We start from the raw sequence: 18033 nt of genomic DNA, 5'->3' as shown, positions 1-18033 counted from the left end.
TTAAAGGTGAAGAAGCCGCTACCTCTAACGGTCATATGATTATCGTTGGCTGGAATGAGCGTGCAAAACATGTTGTAAAGCAAATGCATGTACTACAACCAAACCTTGATATCGTTTTAATTGATGAAACACTTTCTTTACTCCCAAAACCCTTTCATCATTTAGAATTTATAAAAGGTTGTCCGCATCACGATCAAACTTTATTAAAGGCTAATATTGCAACGGCACACACCATATTAATAACAGCGGATAAAGAAAAGAACGAAAGCTTAGCAGATACACAGTCCATTTTAAATATTTTAACTGCGAAAGGACTCAATCCAAACATTCACTGCATCGCCGAACTACTTACTACTGAACAAATTCAAAATGCAACGAGAGCGGGCGCGTCAGAAATTATAGAAGGAAATAAATTAACGAGTTATGTATTTACCGCTTCTCTTTTATTCCCTTCTATTTCAGGTGTACTATTCTCACTTTACGATGAAATCTCTGATAACAAATTACAACTGATGGAGCTTTCTCCGTCCTGCACCGGACAAACCTTTGCAAATTGTAGCTATACCCTTCTAAAACAAAACATTCTCTTACTAGGTATAAAGCGTGATGATCAATATATGATTAATCCAGTCCATACCTTCATTCTTATCGAAAGCGACATACTCATTGTTATTCACCATTAATAAAATGACGCTCTAGTTCTTGCATGAGCACTTTCCCAATATTGATATATTTTCTTTTTACATCTCCATCTGGATCTTTCGGTTCAGCAAATTGATCCATCCCACTCGTTCCAGCGGTTAAAGTATTCACATTATCATCTAGTTCGTCTTGATATACGTGCGAAAGAATATACGGCGTTTCAAGACGGACTACTACACCAGGTACATCCAGTTCACCATCTACTGCTGTAAACGGCACTCGTAAAAATTGATACCCATCTTCTTCATCGATTTTGTAATCGAAGCATCCTTTATCATAATCCCAATTACCACCAATGCTATATCCAAGTGGTTTCATAATCTCTTCTAACTTAAATAGCGCATATGTACGTCCTTCTAAATTTGATTGAATTGGAATCAAGTCCATCCCTCCAAGACTTTTCCTTTAGCATACCCACTCTAGCTTGAATATACTGATGGACTTTTCGATAAAATAATAAAAAGCGACCGGAATCCGGTCGCTTTTTATTATTTTAAACGCTCTTCTAATTCTGCTTTTAATTCTTCAAATCCTGGTTTACCAAGTAAAGCAAACATGTTCTTCTTGTATGCTTCTACGCCAGGTTGGTCAAATGGATTTACCCCTAATAAGTAGCCGCTCATCGCACATGCTTTTTCGAAGAAGTATACAAGGTAACCGAATGTGTACTCATTTAATTCAGGAATATTGACGATTAAGTTTGGTACTCCCCCGTCGCTATGTGCAAGTAATGTACCTTCGTATGCTTTTGTGTTTACAAAGTCTACAGTTTCACCAGCAAGGTAATTTAATCCGTCTAAATCGTTTTCTTCTGATTCGATTGTTAGTTCATGTGTAGATTTACCTACTTTAAGAACTGTTTCAAATAAGTCACGACGACCTTCTTGAACGTATTGACCTAATGAGTGTAAGTCAGTTGAGAAGTTTGCTGAAGATGGGAAAATACCTTTTTGATCTTTTCCTTCACTTTCACCAAATAACTGTTTCCACCACTCAGCGAAGTATTGAAGTGCTGGCTCATAGTTAACAAGCATTTCAATTGTTTTTCCTTTATTGTATAAAGCGTTACGAACTACTGCATATTGGTAAGCTGGGTTTTCTTCTAGTTCTGATGTTCCGAAGTCATCATGACCAGCAGCTGCACCTTTCATCATCTCTTCAATATTTAAGCCACTTACTGCGATTGGTAATAAACCAACTGGCGTTAATACAGAGAAACGTCCTCCAACATCATCTGGAATAACAAATGTTTCGTAACCTTCGTTATCAGCTAATGTTTTTAATGCACCACGTGCTTTATCTGTAGTTGCATAAATACGTTTGCGAGCTTCTTCTTTTCCATACTTTTCTTCTAATAACTTACGGAAGATACGGAATGCTAGTGCTGGCTCTGTTGTTGTACCTGATTTGGAAATAACGTTAATAGAGAAGTCTTTACCTTCTAATACGTCCATTAAATCTTTCATGTAAGTGGAGCTAATGTTTTGTCCAACAAATAGCACTTGTGGAGTTTTACGTTGTTCTTTAGAAAGCGTGTTGTAGAAAGAATGGTTTAACATTTCGATTGCTGCGCGTGCCCCTAAGTAAGAACCACCAATACCTACAACAAGTAAAATGTCAGAGTCATTTTTAATTTTTTCTGCGCATTTTTGAATGCGAGCGAATTCCTCTTTGTCATATTGAAGCGGAAGGTCTACCCACCCAAGGAAATCGTTCCCAGCTCCAGTTTTTTCGTGGATTGCGTGATGTGTTACTTTCACTGCATCACGTAAATAAGTGATTTCATGTTCACCGATGAAGGATAACGCTTTAGAATAGTCGAACGTTACATGTGTACTCATCTTTTTCCCTCCAATTATGGATATGTATTTCTGTATTCACTTTAGCGAAACTGAAGTTGTAAATCAAGCGATTCAACCATTGTAAACGTAACCAATATATATTTTTTAGAAAAAGTTCATTTTTTGCATAAAAATTCGTATTTTTCGGTATAGATGTATATACATCATCTTTCGAACATTTTTTATGTATAAAAACAACATAACTACCCCATTCTATAAAAGAGTTAATTAACTCATCGCTTGCTCATGCTTCACAATTAAGGGGGGCTTTTTCATGAGTACTTTGCAACGTATCGCATTAGTCTTTACTGTAATTGGCGCTGTGAACTGGGGACTAATCGGATTTTTCCAGTTTGACTTAGTAGCAGCCATTTTCGGTGGACAAAATTCAGCTCTTGCACGTATTATTTACGGCATCGTTGGTATATCTGGGCTTATCAATCTTGGTTTACTGTTTAAACCATCTGAAAATCTTGGTACACACCCAGAAACAAACGAAATTCGATAGTCAGTATGTCCTTTCACCTCCGACATACGAATATGATTGCATGCAATCATATTTGCAAATATATATCATAAGATAAAGTAAAAGAGGAACGCTCATATGCGTTCCTCTTTTACTTTGTTAACTCGGACTCTTCAATCCATTCTGCCAACTTTTCTCGCAGCGTATTAAATCCGTTTTCAGATGGGTTCGGTATAAGAATCCTTCCTTGTTTTCTTTTCGCCGCTTTTAACGATAAACTCATTTTTCTGTGCTCTTCATCAATTGAAAGTACCTTTACTTCTACTGTATCGCCGACTTTTAAAAAGTCATGAATATCCTTTACATATCCATTTGTAATTTCAGATATATGCACAAGTCCTTGTGTTTCTGCATCTAACGCTACAAATGCACCGTAATCTTGAATTCCAGTCACTTTCCCTGTTACAACCACTCCTGTTGTATATTGTTCTGACATATGAAACACTCCCATACGTTTACCATTCTCTCTACAATTATAAAGAGCAAAGCAGATATATTTATTTTAAATATCCGATTGGTTAGTACGCATTCTAGATAACGTTATCTAGAATGCGTATACCTTATATTAGTAAATTATACCACTATGACAGAACTCATTCAAAATTCATGAAAAATTTCCCTTAAAGAAGTATAATTCTCCAATATTGGGATAGACTACTAACACATGGCTTTCTAGTATTCCCCCCCTTTTATGGACAAAACGTATTACGTTTTGTCCTTTTTTTATTTTCTACAAACCGTTCCATTCTCTTCATCGCTTCCATAAGTTGTTCAAGCGACGTTGCATATGAACAACGAATAAATCCTTCACCACTTTCGCCAAATACGCTACCAGGGACAACGGCCACTTTTTCTTCCAACAATAACTGTTCTGCAAATTCCGCTGAAGATAATCCGGTTGAAGATATAGCAGGAAAAACATAAAATGCTCCGCCCGGCACATGACACGTTAAGCCCATTTCATTGAAAGATGTCGTCATGAAGTTACGACGCTTCTTATAGCTATCTCTCATTCGAATTACTTCATCGTTCCCTGCGCGTAACGCCTCAAGTGCTGCAAACTGAGACATCGTCGGTGCACACATCATTGAATACTGATGGATTTTGAGCATTAATTCTGAAAATTGAACAGGAGCTGCAATCATACCGAGGCGCCATCCTGTCATCGCAAATCCTTTTGAAAATCCTGAAATTAAAATCGTATGCTCACGCATATTTTTAATACTCGCGAAACTTGTATATACTTCGTCGTATACAAGTTCTGCATAAATTTCATCAGATAATACGATTAGATTGTACTTCTCAACAATCACTGCTATTTCTTCAAGCTCGGATTTATTTAGCATTGCACCTGTCGGGTTATTTGGTGAACAAAGCAAAATTGCCTTTGTTTTCGCTGTAATAGCTGCTTCAATTTGTTCTGGTTTTACTTTAAACTCGTTTTCTAACGTAGTCGCCACAGGAACCGGAACTCCTCCAGCTAATGTCACAAGTGGTGCATAAGAAACGAAGCTCGGTTCAATAATGAGCACTTCATCATCAGGATTTATAATGGCGCGCATCGCTACATCTAACGCCTGGCTCGCTCCAACTGTAACAATGATTTCATCACTTGGATCATAAGATACTGCAAATTGTTTTTTTAGATACTTTGCTATTTCTTGACGGAGCTCCAATAATCCTGCATTTGCTGTATATGACGTATACCCTTGTTCCAAAGAACGAATACATGCTTGCCTTACATTCCAAGGTGTAACAAAATCCGGCTCTCCTACCCCGAGGGAAATAACACCTTTCATATTTGCTGCTAAATCAAAAAATTTTCGAATACCAGATGGTTTTAAAGATTCTGCTGATCTAGATAGTTCAAATTGCTTCATGGTGTCACCACAATTCGCTTATCATCATCGTCTTTTTCATAAATAACGCCCTCATGTTTATACTTCTTCAAAATGAAATGAGTAGTTGTAGAAACAACAGATTCAATTGTTGCTAATTTCTCAGAAACAAACATCGCTACTTCTCCCATCGTTTTCCCTTCTAATGTAATAGAAAGATCATATGTCCCTGACATTAAATACACGGATTTCACTTCTGAATAACGATAAATTTGTTCAGCAACCGCATCAAACCCAACACCATGCTTTGGCGTAACTTTCACATCGATCATTGCCGTTAAACCTGTATGTTCTTTCACCTTCGTCCAATCAATATGTGTTACATAATCCACAATAATCTTTTCATTTTCTAACCTCGCAACCATCTTCTTTACTTCTTCTACCTCTATATTTAACAGCTTCGCTAATGTATCTACAGATAATCGACTACTCTTTTCAAGACAAGCTAATAATTCTAATTCTTTTTCTGTCACCATATAAATCATCCTTCCTTTTCGTTTGTGTTTAAATTATACAAATACCCTTTCCAGTTTGAAAAGAAGATTTTTCTATTGAATTATGTCAAAATAAAGTGAAACTTTAATCAGCGAAATGCTTCACCCCACTGATTATCAGCCCACACCAATCGGGCTTTTACGGACAGTTGCTCTCCCACCTAACCTCTTTGCTTGAGCTGCTTTTTGAGGTGGGAGACTTACTGTCCGTTAATGCGGGGTAAAGTGAAACTTTAATCAGTGGAAAAATGCGTGATAAAGCGAAAGGGGATGGAATCGTGAAACCAAAAGTTTATATTGCTGAACCAGTTCCAACATTTGTAGAAAACTATTTATCAGAACACTGTGATTATGAAAAATGGGATCAAAATGAGAAAGTACCCCGTGATGTTCTATTAGAAAAAATACAAGATAAAGATGGGTTATTAAATTTCGGATCTGCTATTAATGAAGAATTACTGACAGTGGCTCCTAACTTAAAAGTAGTGAGCAACATTTCTGTCGGTTACGATAATTTTGATTTACAAGCGATGAAAAACCGAAATGTTATCGGAACGAATACACCATACGTATTAGATGATACAGTAGCTGATCTCGTTTTCGCCCTTATGTTATCTGCTGGGCGCCGTGTTTGCGAACTCGATTCTTATGTGAAAAATGGTGAATGGAACGCTGAAATTGGAAAAGAACACTTCGGACTAGATGTACACCATAGCACAATTGGTATTATCGGTATGGGCCGAATTGGAGAAGCCGTTGCAAAACGAGCAAAATTCGGATTTGATATGAATGTTCTTTACTATAACCGCCGTCGTAAAGAAGAAGCTGAACAAAAATTCGATGCTACATATTGTGATTTACAGACGCTACTGGAGCAGTCTGACTTTATTGTTCTTCTTACTCCATTAACAGATGAAACATATCACCTTATCGGAGAAAAGGAATTTTCATTAATGAAAGAAACAGCAATCTTCATTAATGCTTCTCGCGGGAAAACAGTAGATGAAGAAGCGTTAATCCATGCTTTAACAGAAAAGAAAATCTTTGCAGCAGGTATCGATACATTTACACAAGAGCCGATTCAAAAAGATAATCCACTCTTATCATTACAAAATGTTGTGACTTTACCACACATCGGATCTGCAACATTAAAAACTAGGCAGCAAATGGCTATGACCGCCGCTGAAAATTTAGTTGCAGGATTACAAGGAAAAACACCGCCTAATATTGTTCGCGGGTAATACTGAATAAACGAAAGGCAAGATGACATCGTCATCTTGCCTTTTTTTGTTAACATATTTTCTTCTTCCTTGGAGATGATATGAACAAAAATCAATGGAGTGACAAAAAATGAATCACGAATATACTTGTCCTTATTTCACTTTTTCCACTCGCGGCACTACTATTCATTACGAATTGTATGAACACGATAACAAAACAGAACGTCCTACTTTCGTACTCGTTCACGGCTTTTTATCTTCCTCATTTAGTTACCGTCGTCTCATTCCCTTACTATCGAAAGCAGGAACAGTGATTGCTCTTGATTTACCACCGTTCGGAAAAAGTGATAAGTCTCATCTGTTTAAGTATTCTTATCACAATTTAGCAACGATTATTATTGATTTAATTGAACATTTATCTCTCTCAAACATTGTATTAGTTGGGCACTCTATGGGTGGGCAAATTTCTCTCTATGTAAACCGTATACGTCCTGAACTCATTTCAAAAACGATTTTACTATGCAGCTCTAGCTATTTAGCACGCGCAACCTTACCTTTACTATACTCTTCTTATTTACCGTTCTTTCATTTATACGTAAAGAACTGGATTATTAGACGCGGTATTGTTCATAACTTAATGAATGTCGTTCATGATCACTCATTAATTGACGATGAAATGAAAAAAGGTTACTCCGCTCCTTTTTATGACGACCGTATATTTCCCGCTTTAACTCGCATGATACGAGACCGTGAAGGTGACTTATCTTCAACTGAATTACAAAAAATCGAAACACCTATCTTGCTCATTTGGGGTGAAAAAGACCGCGTCGTCCCTGTACATGTAGGTCATCGTCTACACAAAGATTTACCGAATTCAAAATTTATTTCTTACGAAAATACAGGACATTTACTACCTGAAGAAAAGCCTAAACATGTTTATGAAGAAATTATCGCTTTTTCTGCGCAATAAAGTGAAACTTTAATTAGCCCCCACCTAACTTCTTTGCTTCCGCTGAATTTTGAGGTGGGGTCTTACTACCAAGCAAATAGCGGGATAATATAAAAAAGGCTGTCGGAAATTCCGACAGCCTATAATGAACAACTTCCGCCTTCTTTTATTACAAGTAATTCCACAGCTAACTTCTCACATTTTTCAAGCGCAGGTACTTCCTCAAAAGACATAAAGTATATATGTTGAATCTTCTTTGCGATGTATTTTGGATCATCAAACACACTTATGACGTTCACAACATCGCTCGCTTCTGTTTCATAAAACTCCGGTCCCATTTGAAACGGATCCCAATTCTTCACAACCTCTATCATCTTTTCATATGTACCCATTCGCTTCCCGCCTTTTCACTTTTTAATACTTTTCTTTATCCTATCACATCAGCTATTCTATAAGAAGAGAGAGAACTTTCGTAACTTATTGGTTTTACAGAAGAAGGGGGCAAACTTATGCAACTATTTCATAAAGCAATCAATCGACGTGGAACGCATAGTATAAAATGGGATACATATAAAAACGAAGAACTTATCCATGCTTGGATTGCTGATATGGATTTTGAAGTACCAAAACCAATTCAAACTGCCTTAAAACAACGGATCGAACATCCAATTTTTGGCTACACACTTCCCCCTGAAAATATTGGGGATATTATTTGTAACTGGACAAAACAACAATACGACTGGGACATTCAAAAAGAATGGATCGTCTTTAGTGCAGGGATCGTCCCAGCTCTTAGTACGAGCATACAGGCTTTTACAAAAGAAAACGAATCCGTTCTCGTACAACCACCTATTTATCCTCCATTTTTCGAAATGGTCACAACAAATAATAGGCAGTTATGCGTGAGTCCATTACAGAAACAAAATGATACATATGTGATAGACTTCGAGCATTTAGAAAAGCAGTTTCAGCAAGGCGTCAAACTCATGCTTCTTTGTAGCCCTCATAATCCAATCGGACGCGTTTGGACGAAAGAGGAACTTGTGCAGCTCGGATCGTTATGTACTAAATATAACGTAATCGTTGTCGCGGACGAAATTCATTCCGATATCATTTATGCAGACCATACACATACACCGTTCGCTTCCTTATCTGAAGAATTAGCAGAGCGCACTATCACTTGTATGGCTCCAAGTAAAACATTTAATATCGCTGGATTACAAGCGTCGATTATTATCATTCCAAACGAAAAACTCCGTCACGCCTTTACAGCTATCCAATATAGACAAGGCTTCCACGGGTTAAATATCTTCGCCTACACAGCGATGCAAAGTGCCTATACAGAATGTAATGATTGGCTAAACGAAATTCGATTATATATAGAAGATAATGCTCAATTTGCTTATGAATATATTAAAACTCACATACCTGTTCTTTCCGTAACGAAGCCAGAAGGTAGCTTTTTATTATGGATTGATTGTTCTCGTCTAAAGCTTTCTCAAAACGAGCGTACTGCATTACTTGAGGAAAAAGGAAAAATCATCGTTGAACCTGGTGAGAAATACGGGTTAGGTGGGGAAGAACATATTCGAATTAACATCGGCTGTCCACGATCTGTTTTAGAAGAAATTTTGAACAGACTGCGTCATACGTTTTCATAATAAGAAAAGAGGCTGTCATAAATCATTTTAGGACAACCTCCTTTATCCATATCTTTTCAATTACGTTTCACAAAAAAAGCTACCATGCACGGTAGCTTTTACTTTTTCTTCATATCCGATGCTTTTTTTACAATGACACCACAAGCAATTCGATCACCTGATTTACCTGTCGGTTGTGTCATACCATCATCAGCGTTTTCTGTAATAATAATAGACGCTCCATCTTTTCTATGAATCGTTGTTTTACCTTCTTCAAGCGTTATGTGCGGCGCGTCGATTTCTGCCTTGATCTTTCCAGAACCGTCTGCAATTACGTTCGGTAAATCACCGTTTTCTGCACCCTTCGGATTAAGAAGACCATGTTTTTTATCATCAGGATTAAAATGATTCCCGGATGATTCAAAACGAGGTGCCTTACACTCTCCGATTTCATGTACATGTAGTCCGTGTGGTCCTGGCGTGAAACCTTCCCCTTTAATCGTAATTTTCACTCCACTTGTTTGCTGAACTACTTTCGCAGTCCCTACTTCATCTCCTGAAGCATTATGTAATTTCACTTCAATTTCTTTCGGCTTTCCTTGGTCACAACCTGCCATCAGAAATAATAAACAACAACTGAAAAAAAGCCGTTTCTTCATTCCATTCCCTCCAAAATATATTCTGCCCTTAGATTGTCCGAGCATAGAGGGAAACATACAAAAATGCGTTACTGTTTCTTTTCAGCTAATAGTTTTTCTTCAACTTTCTGTAATCGCTCTGCTTCTCTTTTTGATATACGAATAAACATGCGCCACGTGGCAATAGCACCGATAATAAATAGAACGCACACAATCCCTGGAATAATATATTCTGTTTTATCTTCCGGAAAATATAAAGGCATCATAACGAACACTCCTTAATTATAGGATTCAAAAAAACATCAGAATTTTCTGTTATATATCTTTAAATTATAGTTGAACCAGTTCATATTCTCAAGGGGCGTTCCGAAAGTGAATGATTTCTTTGACTCCTCCTCCTACTTTCCTTACTATAAACTTGAGGTGAAAAATATGAGAGAAACATTTGAAATTGGTGAAATCGTTACTGGTATTTATAAAACAGGAAAATACATCGGCGAAATTACAAATAGCCGTCCTGGTAGTTATGTCGTAAAAGTATTAGCTGTTTTAAAACATCCGGTGCAAGGTGACTTACATAACGTAAAACAAGCTGACGTACCATTTTTCCATGAAAGACGCGCTTTAGCTTTTCGTGAGCAAACGAACATTCCACAGCAAATGGTAAAGAAATATGAAGGAGAAATTCCTGATTATACCGAGTCACTAAAATTAGCATTAGAAACTCAAATGAATTCATTTTCTGAAGATGATTCACCTTTTGCAGAGCGTAGTCTAGAAACATTAGAACAGTTAAAGAAGGACTACAAACTCTAAAAAAACAAAACGACCAAATTACATAATGTGCAATTTGGTCGTTACTGTGTGCTCACTTTCTTTAACACTTTTGAAAAATCAACGAGTTCTCCTAATGTTGGTGGTGCTGGTTTTACTAAATACTCTTTATCTTTTTCTACTAGTTTAAAAATATTGTACGTCGTCATCGCATCATCAAGCGCACAATGATGCTTCCCTGTCCCTACTTTTCCGTACGCCTCAATTGCTTTCCATAATCCTGTTTGATTTCTTTCCCCAAAAAACTTCTTATACTCAAGCGATAAATCACGACACTGCCCGAAGAATGGAAAAGCTATCCCTGCCATTTCACAATTATGCTTCAGCACTTTCATATCCATATTTCCCCACGTTACAATTGTCGGTTTACATTTCGTTTCGTATTCTGCAAGCTTCTTAACGAGTTCAGGAAATGAAATCCCTTTATCCACGACTTCTTGTTTTATTCCTAAAAACTTCTTACATCGATCCGTTAAGGAGGGAAATGTTTTCGGCCTGACATGTGATGAATACGTATCTTCCACCTTACAGCCAGCAACTGAAACGAGTCCTACCTCAATAATTTCCGGAAAAAATCCTTTCGGTTTTTTTCTATGCTGGGGCATCGTAAACTCAAAATCTAAAAATAAAAATCGTTGTTCATCCATACGATCCCTTCCTTATCATTTTTGTCATTCCTTTCTATTTGACACTCCTACACGAACAAGCTCGAATGCTAATTCCATTTTAAATATTCAGATTGGATGTATCTTATATATATGTCAAATGCCCACAAATATTTTAAAAAATAAGAAAAAATGACCTATGCAGAAAATATGACAAAATCCCTCCTTTCATTTACATCCGCAGTTTTTCTACTTTATAATGACGTTATGTGTGTTTCATCTAGTTAATATTTGACACACTAAGAAAAATGAATGAAAGGAGATGAGATTTTTGCACGAAACAACGCAAGAACTCGCTAACTGGCAGTATTATTTTGCTATCGCAGTCTTTTTAATTACATATGCCATTATTATTTCTGAAAAAATTAATCGCGCTGTCATCGCACTTCTTGGTGCAGCACTCATGGTAATTGTGGGGGTCGTCGATTTACATAACGCCTTTACGAAACATATTGAATGGGGAACGATTACGCTACTCATCGGTATGATGATTTTGGTGAACATTACGAGTAAATCAGGTGTTTTCCAATACGTTGCCATTAAAGCAGCAAAAAGGGCACAAGGAAATCCAATTAAAATTTTAATTTCCCTTTCCCTACTTACTGCGCTTGGCTCCGCATTTTTAGATAACGTTACAACTGTACTTCTTGTTGTTCCAGTTACTTTATCTATTACGCGCATACTGCAAGTAAATCCTGTTCCTTATTTACTTTCTGAAATTATTTTTTCAAACATTGGGGGAACGGCAACATTAATTGGTGATCCACCTAACATTATGATTGGTTCTGCCAATAAACATTTAGACTTCAATGCTTTCCTATTGAATCTAGCACCAATCGTAATTATTATTATTGGAGTTACAGCAACAATACTTTACTTCATGTACCGCAAACAATTAATTGCCGATCCTGTACAAGTCAAAAAATTAATGAGCTTAGATGAAAAACAATACATTAAAGATCCAGTATTAATGAAAAAATCTTTAACGGTACTTGGACTTACAATTGTAGGTTTCATGACTCATTCTATTTTCCATATTGATGCGGCTATCATTGCCTTAACTGGTGCTACTGTACTTATGTTAATTGGTGTGAAAGAGCATGAAATTGAAGAAGTATTTGCAAGCGTAGAGTGGGTAACAATCTTCTTCTTCGCAGGGCTATTCGTACTTGTTGGAGGACTTATCGATATCGGTCTTATCAAAATGTTAGCTCAAAAAGTAATTGGTATAACAGGCGGAGATATTTCTTACGCATCCATCCTTATTTTATGGGTATCTGGTATCGCCTCTGCAACAATTGATAACATCCCATTTGTCGCAACAATGATTCCACTTATTAACGATATGGCAGTTGGGCTAGGCTTATCACCATCTGACGCACAAATCGATGTATTATGGTGGGCATTAGCACTAGGTGCTTGTCTCGGCGGAAACGGAACATTAATCGGAGCTTCTGCTAACGTAATCGTTGCAGGTATCGCGAGCCGCGAAGGACATAAATTTAGTTACATGGAATTCCTAAAAGTCGGTTTCCCAATTATGATCGTTTCATTAATCATTTCTCACATTTATATTTATTTACGCTACCTTATGTAGTAGAAAAAGCACCCTGATAATCAGGGCGCTTTTTTACTTATATCTAAAATATATCGACTTATCAACAGAAACGAAAAATCTACTCTTTATATCTCACCGGTTCATTTCGAATAATAAATAAATGAATCGGTAAGAAAACCGAAAATGTGATTGTATGAATAATCGTAAACAATATAGAATTCGTTCCGTATCTATCTAAAATTGCGTAGATAAGATAAATAGACAGCACAATCGATACAGCTGTTGCTAATAAATATAGAATTGGTACGAAGTTAAAAATGAAACATGCGACATATATGCCGAATACTTTCCATCCCGCTTCTTCTTTTAAGAAATCCGGTAATTTGTCTTTTGCTAAATCACCCCATATCTTACTATTTAAAAAAGGAATAAACGCAAGAGCACCATCCGTTGCACCATCATTTTTCGCCATCGTATACAGTGCAAAAGCCGTTAATAAATACGCAATAATTGCCCAAATCAATACAACAAGAATAAACGCAAAACTAAGAGCAAAGAAACCTGCTAGTACGCCTTGATCCTCCATCTTATCCTCTCCTCTCTACTTTCAACATATTTCATTACATTGCAAGTTATGTTTTAAAATTTATCCAAACTCTTTGTATAATAAGAGAAGAAAGAGAATAAGAGAGGAGAAACACGTATGCATCCATTTGTAAAAGCATTACAAGAGCATTTTACAGCTCATCAAAATCCTGAAAAAGCAGAACCTATGACTCGTTATATGAAAAATCACTTCCCATTTCTAGGTATTCAAACACCGGAAAGGCGCCAATTATTAAAAGACGTCATTCAAATACATACTCTCCCAGATAAAAAAGACTTCCAAATTATTGTACGCGAGCTTTGGGACTTACCAGAACGTGAATTCCAAGCGGCCGCACTTGATATCATGCAAAAATATAAAAAGCATATAAACGAAACTCATATCCCCTTCTTAGAAGAACTTATTGTCACAAAATCTTGGTGGGACTCTGTCGATAGCATCGTCCCTACATTCTTAGGTACTATCTTTTTAAAACACCCAGAATTAATTTCTGCGTATATTCCAAAATGGATTGCATCAGATAACATATGGTTACAACGTGCCGCTATTTTATTCCAACTGAAATATAAACAAAAGATGGATGAAGAACTTCTTTTCTGGATTATTGGGCAACTACATTCTTCAAAAGAATTTTTCATTCAAAAAGCGATTGGCTGGGTCCTTCGTGAATATGCAAAAACAAATCCAGATGTAGTTTGGGAATACGTGCAAAACAATGAACTCGCTCCATTAAGTAAGCGTGAAGCAATTAAGCATATTAAACAAAATTACGGAATAAATAATGAAAAAATAGGCGAGACTCTATCATAGATAGACACGTTCCTCTATTGAGATTTAAAAAAGAACGTGTTAGAATATGTTCATTATTATTAATATAAGTAGCGATGACGGACTTATAAGTACTTGCATAAAAAGCGATTCAGGGATAGTGAAAGCCTGAAGCCGCAAGGAAACGGCAGTCCCGAGCAATACATGATAAAGTGGATGCACCTTTTGTGTATCAACTAGGGTGGAACCGCGGGCAAACGCTCGTCCCTAGGCAAATAAGCCTTGGGATGAGCGTTTTTTTATGTTCTTTTTAGCATATACTGCTCGTTTCCAAAGTATCAGAGTATATCATCGCCAATACGTTAACTTTCAAAAGGAGGATTTTCTTATGTATTCAATGGAACAAGTTGTAAACTTAGCGAAACATCGCGGTTTTGTTTTCCCTGGTTCTGAAATTTACGGTGGTCTTGCAAACACTTGGGATTACGGTCCACTTGGAATCGAATTAAAAAATAACGTTAAAAAAGCTTGGTGGAAAAAATTCATTCAAGAATCTCCACACAACGTTGGTTTAGACGCAGCTATTTTAATGAATCCTAAAACTTGGATCGCTTCTGGTCACGTTGGTAACTTCAACGATCCAATGATCGACTGTAAAAAATGTAAAGCTCGTCACCGTGCTGACAAATTAATTGAGGATGCTTTAGATGCAAAAGGCATTGAAATGGTTGTTGACGGTCTTACTTTCGACCAAATGGCTGACTTAATGAAAGAACATGAAGTAAAATGTCCTGATTGCGGTAGTGAAGAATTCACTGAAATCCGTCAGTTCAACTTAATGTTCAAAACATTCCAAGGTGTTACAGAGTCTAGCACAAACGAAATTTTCCTTCGTCCTGAAACAGCACAAGGTATTTTCGTAAACTTCAAAAACGTTCAACGCTCTATGCGTAAAAAGCTTCCATTTGGTATTGGCCAAATCGGTAAGAGTTTCCGTAACGAAATCACGCCTGGTAACTTCACATTCCGTACACGTGAATTCGAACAAATGGAACTTGAATTCTTCTGTAAGCCTGGTGAAGATTTAGAGTGGTTCGCATTCTGGCGTGAAACTTGTAAAAACTGGTTACTTTCACTTGGTATGACTGAAGAGAGCATGCGTCTTCGTGACCACGGTGAAGAAGAGTTATCTCACTACAGTAATGCAACAACTGACATTGAATTCAAATTCCCATTCGGTTGGGGCGAACTTTGGGGCGTTGCATCTCGTACAGACTTCGACTTAAAACGTCACATGGAACACTCAAACGAAGACTTTAACTATATCGATCCACAAACGAATGAGCGTTACGTACCATACTGCATCGAGCCATCTTTAGGCGCAGACCGCGTAACATTAGCATTCTTATGTGATGCATATGAAGAAGAACAATTAGAAAACGATTCTCGTACAGTTCTTCGTTTCCACCCTGCTTTAGCACCATACAAAGCAGCTATCTTACCATTATCTAAAAAGCTATCTGAAGGTGCTACTGAAGTATTTGCAGAATTAGCTAAAGACTTCATGGTAGACTTTGATGAAACTGGTTCTATCGGTAAACGTTACCGTCGTCAAGACGAAATCGGTACACCATTCTGTATCACATACGACTTCGACTCAGTTGAAGACAAAGCTGTTACAGTACGTGACCGTGACACAATGGAACAAGTTCGTATGCCAATTAGCGAACTAAAAGGTTTCTTAGAGAAGAAAATCCAGTTCTAATTATAAGAAAAAGAGGCTGCTCATAAGAGCGCCTCTTTTTTACTTTTCACGTTTTTCTTTAATTGCTACTGTACATCTTGATATACATAGTAAATCATCATTTTCATCAATAATGCGAACATCCCAAACCATTGTCGATTGTCCTCTATGTATCGGTGTCCCAATCGCTGTTACAATTCCATCTTTCTTTGAGCGAATGTGGTTTGCATTAATTTCTAATCCGAAACAAATACATTTTTCTTGATCAATTAAATTGTATGAACCAACACTTGCCACTGTTTCTGCTAATGCAACCGATGCACCACCATGTAAAAATCCAAACGGCTGATACGTACGCTCATCAACAGGCATCGTAGCAACCACCTTTTCTTCTGTCATCTCTAACAACTCAATTCCAAGTGAATCCATTAAAGTTTTTGCCATATCGCTTCCTCCTTCTCTTACTTTAATTAAATGTATAATTTTACCTATTTATTTTCAAACTACTTATAACACTTATATAAGGAGGCTTCACCTAAATGAAACAGAAATTTTGTATATTACTGCTTATGTTCTCCTTGCTGACTATTGTACCAAATTGTGCAATAACAGCCAAAGCATCTAACCTGACAATCGATGTTAAGACTGTAACGCAAAAAGGTAAGAAACCTTATATAGAATATCAAATAAATAGGCCTTCTTTTCACAACTTTTCTGACTCTAAATTTCAAAATAAGCTCAATTTATATTACAAAAAATCCACTGACAAATTTAAAAACAAATTAGAAAAAGAAGCAAAAAAATATTATAAAGAGACAGAAGGATCTAGTACACCATTTCATCCGTACGTAGCAAATGTCGATTATAAAGTCTCATTAAACAAACCACCTTTTCTTAGCCTATATGTGAATTACTATCAATATACTGGCGGAGCACATGGTCTTTATACGTGGAAGGCAAATACATTTGATTTAAACGAAAAAAAGCTACTGCACTTAGACGATTTATTTCAACAAAAAGATAAATATAAAGATGTAATCCGTGCAGAGATTGTAAGACAAATTAAACAAAATGAAAGTATTTATTTTCCTGATGCAACTGAAAAGGTAATGAGTATGAAAAAGTTTCACTTCTTTTTAGAGCCAGACAATCTCGTCATTTATTTCCCTTTATATGAAATTGCTCCGTATTCAAGTGGAATTCCGCAATTTCGTATTCCATATACATTGCTAAGAGACTATTTAAAGCCTTCTTATCAAAATATTTTGATTGACAACAAGTAAATATTTTCGCTACGATAATGTTAACCTAAAAACAACAGGAGGTTAACATTATGAGGAGATTTCATGTTTTAGATTTAGCATTAGCTGCCATGTTCGTCGCTCTTATGGCCATTGGTGCAAATATTGTATCTTGGGCACCATTCCTGCAAGTAGCGGGCATCCCATTATCTATGCAACCATTTTTCGCAATTTTAGCAGGTCTTCTTCTTGGAAGTAGACTTGGTGCCTTATCCATGACTGTATATATGCTCGTTGGCGTAGCCGGCGCACCAATCTTTGCTAACTTCAAAGCTGGATTTGGAGCACTTTTAGATCCTACTGGTGGTTTTATTATCGCATTTATTATCGTTGCTTACGTATCGGGAAAACTAGTAGAACAAAAAGAAAGACCAACATTCATTCCATTTGCTATTGCCTCTTTCACAGGAATTATTTTAACTTATATAATCGGTACTACTTACATGTACGGGGCAGTCAATCTCTTTATGGGCGGTAATATGAGTTATAAAGCTGCTTGGATGATTATGATGTGGTTCGCAGTAAAAGATATTGCATTTACAATTATCGGTGCTATTATCGCACCTCGCATATACTATGCTGTGCGTCGTTCTGCTTATCAGCATTCTCATTCGACGATTTCATAATATAAAAAAGAGTTATTTCAAC

22 protein-coding genes (1 of these 22 cut by a window edge) are annotated in these 18033 nt (G+C 36.8%); 11 read left to right on the top strand and 11 right to left on the bottom strand.

The features are described from left to right. A protein-coding gene (locus N2V92_RS10375) for a potassium channel family protein (protein ID WP_000842324.1) crosses the window boundary here: on the top strand, positions 1-683 show its 3' portion. Its footprint begins 313 nt before the window's first position; only the last 683 of its 996 coding nucleotides appear in the window; its start codon lies beyond the left edge, outside the window; it ends in the stop codon at positions 681-683. Here the strand turns inward: N2V92_RS10375 and N2V92_RS10370 are convergent. Next, positions 670-1083, bottom strand: a complete 414-nt coding sequence (locus tag N2V92_RS10370) for a YugN-like family protein (protein ID WP_000612326.1) — start codon at positions 1081-1083, stop codon at positions 670-672. The two genes, N2V92_RS10375 and N2V92_RS10370, sit on opposite strands and share 14 nt — an antisense overlap. 107 nt (positions 1084-1190) lie before the next feature. Next, on the bottom strand, positions 1191-2543 hold the full coding sequence (locus N2V92_RS10365; protein WP_000103654.1) for a glucose-6-phosphate isomerase: 1353 nt from the start codon (positions 2541-2543) through the stop codon (positions 1191-1193). Between the two features lie 274 nt (positions 2544-2817). Here N2V92_RS10365 and N2V92_RS10360 point away from each other — a divergent pair, with 274 nt between their 5' ends. Continuing rightward, a complete protein-coding gene (locus N2V92_RS10360; protein WP_000105788.1) occupies positions 2818-3051 on the top strand; it encodes a DUF378 domain-containing protein in 234 nt (77 codons plus the stop codon). Positions 3052-3160: 109 nt separating this feature from the next. Here N2V92_RS10360 and yugI read toward each other — a convergent pair whose 3' ends face one another. The 3 genes from yugI to N2V92_RS10345 all read right to left on the bottom strand — a co-directional run bounded on the left by yugI (position 3161) and on the right by N2V92_RS10345 (position 5443). Then, the gene (gene yugI, locus N2V92_RS10355) at positions 3161-3505 is read right to left on the bottom strand and encodes a S1 domain-containing post-transcriptional regulator GSP13 (protein ID WP_000003764.1); all 345 of its coding nucleotides are present in this window, start codon (positions 3503-3505) and stop codon (positions 3161-3163) included. 253 nt (positions 3506-3758) lie between these two features. Beyond that, positions 3759-4949 carry an aminotransferase gene (locus N2V92_RS10350; protein WP_042596329.1) on the bottom strand — a complete coding sequence of 397 codons (1191 nt, stop codon included), beginning with the start codon at positions 4947-4949 and terminating at the stop codon, positions 3759-3761. Further along, positions 4946-5443, bottom strand: a complete 498-nt coding sequence (locus N2V92_RS10345; protein ID WP_000255696.1) for an Lrp/AsnC family transcriptional regulator — start codon at positions 5441-5443, stop codon at positions 4946-4948. Before N2V92_RS10345 ends, N2V92_RS10350 begins: the two co-directional genes overlap by 4 nt. Positions 5444-5709: 266 nt before the next feature. Here N2V92_RS10345 and N2V92_RS10340 point away from each other — a divergent pair, with 266 nt between their 5' ends. Next, the gene (locus tag N2V92_RS10340) at positions 5710-6702 is read left to right on the top strand and encodes a 2-hydroxyacid dehydrogenase (RefSeq protein ID WP_001205003.1); all 993 of its coding nucleotides are present in this window, start codon (positions 5710-5712) and stop codon (positions 6700-6702) included. Positions 6703-6811: 109 nt separating this feature from the next. Further along, positions 6812-7651, top strand: coding sequence for an alpha/beta fold hydrolase (locus N2V92_RS10335; protein WP_001015203.1), 840 nt, complete (start codon positions 6812-6814; stop codon positions 7649-7651). A gap of 119 nt (positions 7652-7770) precedes the next feature. Here the strand turns inward: N2V92_RS10335 and N2V92_RS10330 are convergent, their stop codons facing one another. Next, positions 7771-8022: a YugE family protein gene (locus tag N2V92_RS10330; RefSeq protein WP_000537641.1), complete on the bottom strand. Its 252-nt coding sequence runs from the start codon at positions 8020-8022 to the stop codon at positions 7771-7773. Positions 8023-8139: 117 nt separating this feature from the next. On the opposite strand from N2V92_RS10330, the gene N2V92_RS10325 reads away from it, so the two are divergent. Continuing rightward, positions 8140-9291 carry a MalY/PatB family protein gene (locus tag N2V92_RS10325; protein ID WP_001175812.1) on the top strand — a complete coding sequence of 384 codons (1152 nt, stop codon included), beginning with the start codon at positions 8140-8142 and terminating at the stop codon, positions 9289-9291. A gap of 98 nt (positions 9292-9389) precedes the next feature. Here N2V92_RS10325 and sodC read toward each other — a convergent pair whose 3' ends face one another. Then, positions 9390-9929 carry a superoxide dismutase [Cu-Zn] gene (gene sodC / locus N2V92_RS10320; RefSeq protein WP_000746518.1) on the bottom strand — a complete coding sequence of 180 codons (540 nt, stop codon included), beginning with the start codon at positions 9927-9929 and terminating at the stop codon, positions 9390-9392. A 68-nt stretch (positions 9930-9997) separates the two neighbouring features. Continuing rightward, positions 9998-10174 carry a hypothetical protein gene (locus N2V92_RS10315; RefSeq protein WP_000982756.1) on the bottom strand — a complete coding sequence of 59 codons (177 nt, stop codon included), beginning with the start codon at positions 10172-10174 and terminating at the stop codon, positions 9998-10000. A gap of 166 nt (positions 10175-10340) precedes the next feature. Between N2V92_RS10315 and N2V92_RS10310 the strand changes: the two genes are divergently transcribed. Then, the gene (locus N2V92_RS10310) at positions 10341-10724 is read left to right on the top strand and encodes a kinase-associated lipoprotein B (protein WP_001209326.1); all 384 of its coding nucleotides are present in this window, start codon (positions 10341-10343) and stop codon (positions 10722-10724) included. A gap of 41 nt (positions 10725-10765) precedes the next feature. Here the strand turns inward: N2V92_RS10310 and kapD are convergent, their stop codons facing one another. Then, positions 10766-11389, bottom strand: a complete 624-nt coding sequence (gene kapD / locus N2V92_RS10305) for a 3'-5' exonuclease KapD (protein ID WP_000344356.1) — start codon at positions 11387-11389, stop codon at positions 10766-10768. Positions 11390-11678: 289 nt separating this feature from the next. Here kapD and N2V92_RS10300 point away from each other — a divergent pair, with 289 nt between their 5' ends. Next, on the top strand, positions 11679-13004 hold the full coding sequence (locus N2V92_RS10300; RefSeq protein WP_000545235.1) for an ArsB/NhaD family transporter: 1326 nt from the start codon (positions 11679-11681) through the stop codon (positions 13002-13004). Positions 13005-13083: 79 nt separating this feature from the next. Here the strand turns inward: N2V92_RS10300 and N2V92_RS10295 are convergent, their stop codons facing one another. After that, positions 13084-13551, bottom strand: a complete 468-nt coding sequence (locus tag N2V92_RS10295) for a hypothetical protein (RefSeq protein ID WP_000390065.1) — start codon at positions 13549-13551, stop codon at positions 13084-13086. 117 nt (positions 13552-13668) lie between these two features. Between N2V92_RS10295 and N2V92_RS10290 the strand changes: the two genes are divergently transcribed. Together N2V92_RS10290 and N2V92_RS10285 are read left to right on the top strand one after the other, a co-directional pair. Next, positions 13669-14382, top strand: a complete 714-nt coding sequence (locus N2V92_RS10290) for a DNA alkylation repair protein (protein ID WP_000553316.1) — start codon at positions 13669-13671, stop codon at positions 14380-14382. Between the two features lie 346 nt (positions 14383-14728). Further along, on the top strand, positions 14729-16105 hold the full coding sequence (locus N2V92_RS10285; protein WP_000287148.1) for a glycine--tRNA ligase: 1377 nt from the start codon (positions 14729-14731) through the stop codon (positions 16103-16105). A gap of 39 nt (positions 16106-16144) precedes the next feature. Here the strand turns inward: N2V92_RS10285 and N2V92_RS10280 are convergent, their stop codons facing one another. After that, positions 16145-16528 (bottom strand): hotdog fold thioesterase, encoded by a 384-nt coding sequence (locus N2V92_RS10280; RefSeq protein WP_042596334.1) that lies wholly within the window; start codon positions 16526-16528, stop codon positions 16145-16147. A 95-nt stretch (positions 16529-16623) separates the two neighbouring features. Between N2V92_RS10280 and N2V92_RS10275 the strand changes: the two genes are divergently transcribed. Both N2V92_RS10275 and N2V92_RS10270 read left to right on the top strand, forming a co-directional pair. Beyond that, the gene (locus N2V92_RS10275) at positions 16624-17367 is read left to right on the top strand and encodes a DUF3298 and DUF4163 domain-containing protein (RefSeq protein ID WP_000810328.1); all 744 of its coding nucleotides are present in this window, start codon (positions 16624-16626) and stop codon (positions 17365-17367) included. 50 nt (positions 17368-17417) lie between these two features. Next, the gene (locus tag N2V92_RS10270) at positions 17418-18011 is read left to right on the top strand and encodes a biotin transporter BioY (protein ID WP_042596337.1); all 594 of its coding nucleotides are present in this window, start codon (positions 17418-17420) and stop codon (positions 18009-18011) included. Positions 18012-18033 lie beyond the last annotated feature (22 nt).

Source organism: Bacillus sp. CH_48 (genome assembly GCF_038008465.1).
GTDB classification, from domain to species: domain Bacteria; phylum Bacillota; class Bacilli; order Bacillales; family Bacillaceae_G; genus Bacillus_A; species Bacillus_A thuringiensis_S.
Note: the sequence above shows the minus strand (reverse complement) of the source record. Positions and strands in the feature narration are given on the sequence as shown.